This is a genomic window from uncultured Psychroserpens sp. (assembly GCF_947492715.1).
Lineage (GTDB): Bacteria > Bacteroidota > Bacteroidia > Flavobacteriales > Flavobacteriaceae > Psychroserpens.
The window spans coordinates 1-487 of record NZ_CANLNS010000022.1 but is presented as its reverse complement, the minus strand read 5'-3'; the positions used below and the strand labels follow the sequence as shown (position 1 = coordinate 487).

1 pseudogene is annotated in these 487 nt (G+C 42.1%); it reads left to right on the top strand.

Annotated features, from left to right (window positions below):
* Positions 1 to 487: pseudogene (locus tag Q0787_RS19245) on the top strand (hypothetical protein); the annotation flags it as partial.

The window sequence follows — 487 nt, the reverse complement described above, 5'->3', positions numbered from 1 at the left end:
ATGGTGGTACTGTTGCTATTGATCTTGTGGCTACTGGGAATCCTAATAATACAACATCGTTTAATGGTGATACTGAAGCCGTGATTTGTGTAGACTCTCAAGCTGATCCTTTAGTAATCATTCATGAGAATCCTGGTGCTGAAAACTTATCGTACAGATATGTGATCACTAATGAAGATGCTTCGGAAATATTAGCAATATCACCTTCGGCTACTATCGATCTTAATGGAGCTGGTGTTGGAACCTGTCAGATTTGGGGTTGGTCATACAGAGGAATGGCCGATAATGGAGCGTCATTTATTGGCGGACCGCTTAGTGATCTTAATGCTGCTGAATGTTCGGATATCTCTGATAATGCCGTAACTGTAATCCGTGAAGCTGCGGATGGTGGTACTGTTGCCATTGATCTTGTGGCTACTGGGAATCCTAATAATACAACATCGTTTAATGGTGATACTGAAGCCGTGATTTGTGTAGACTCTCAAGC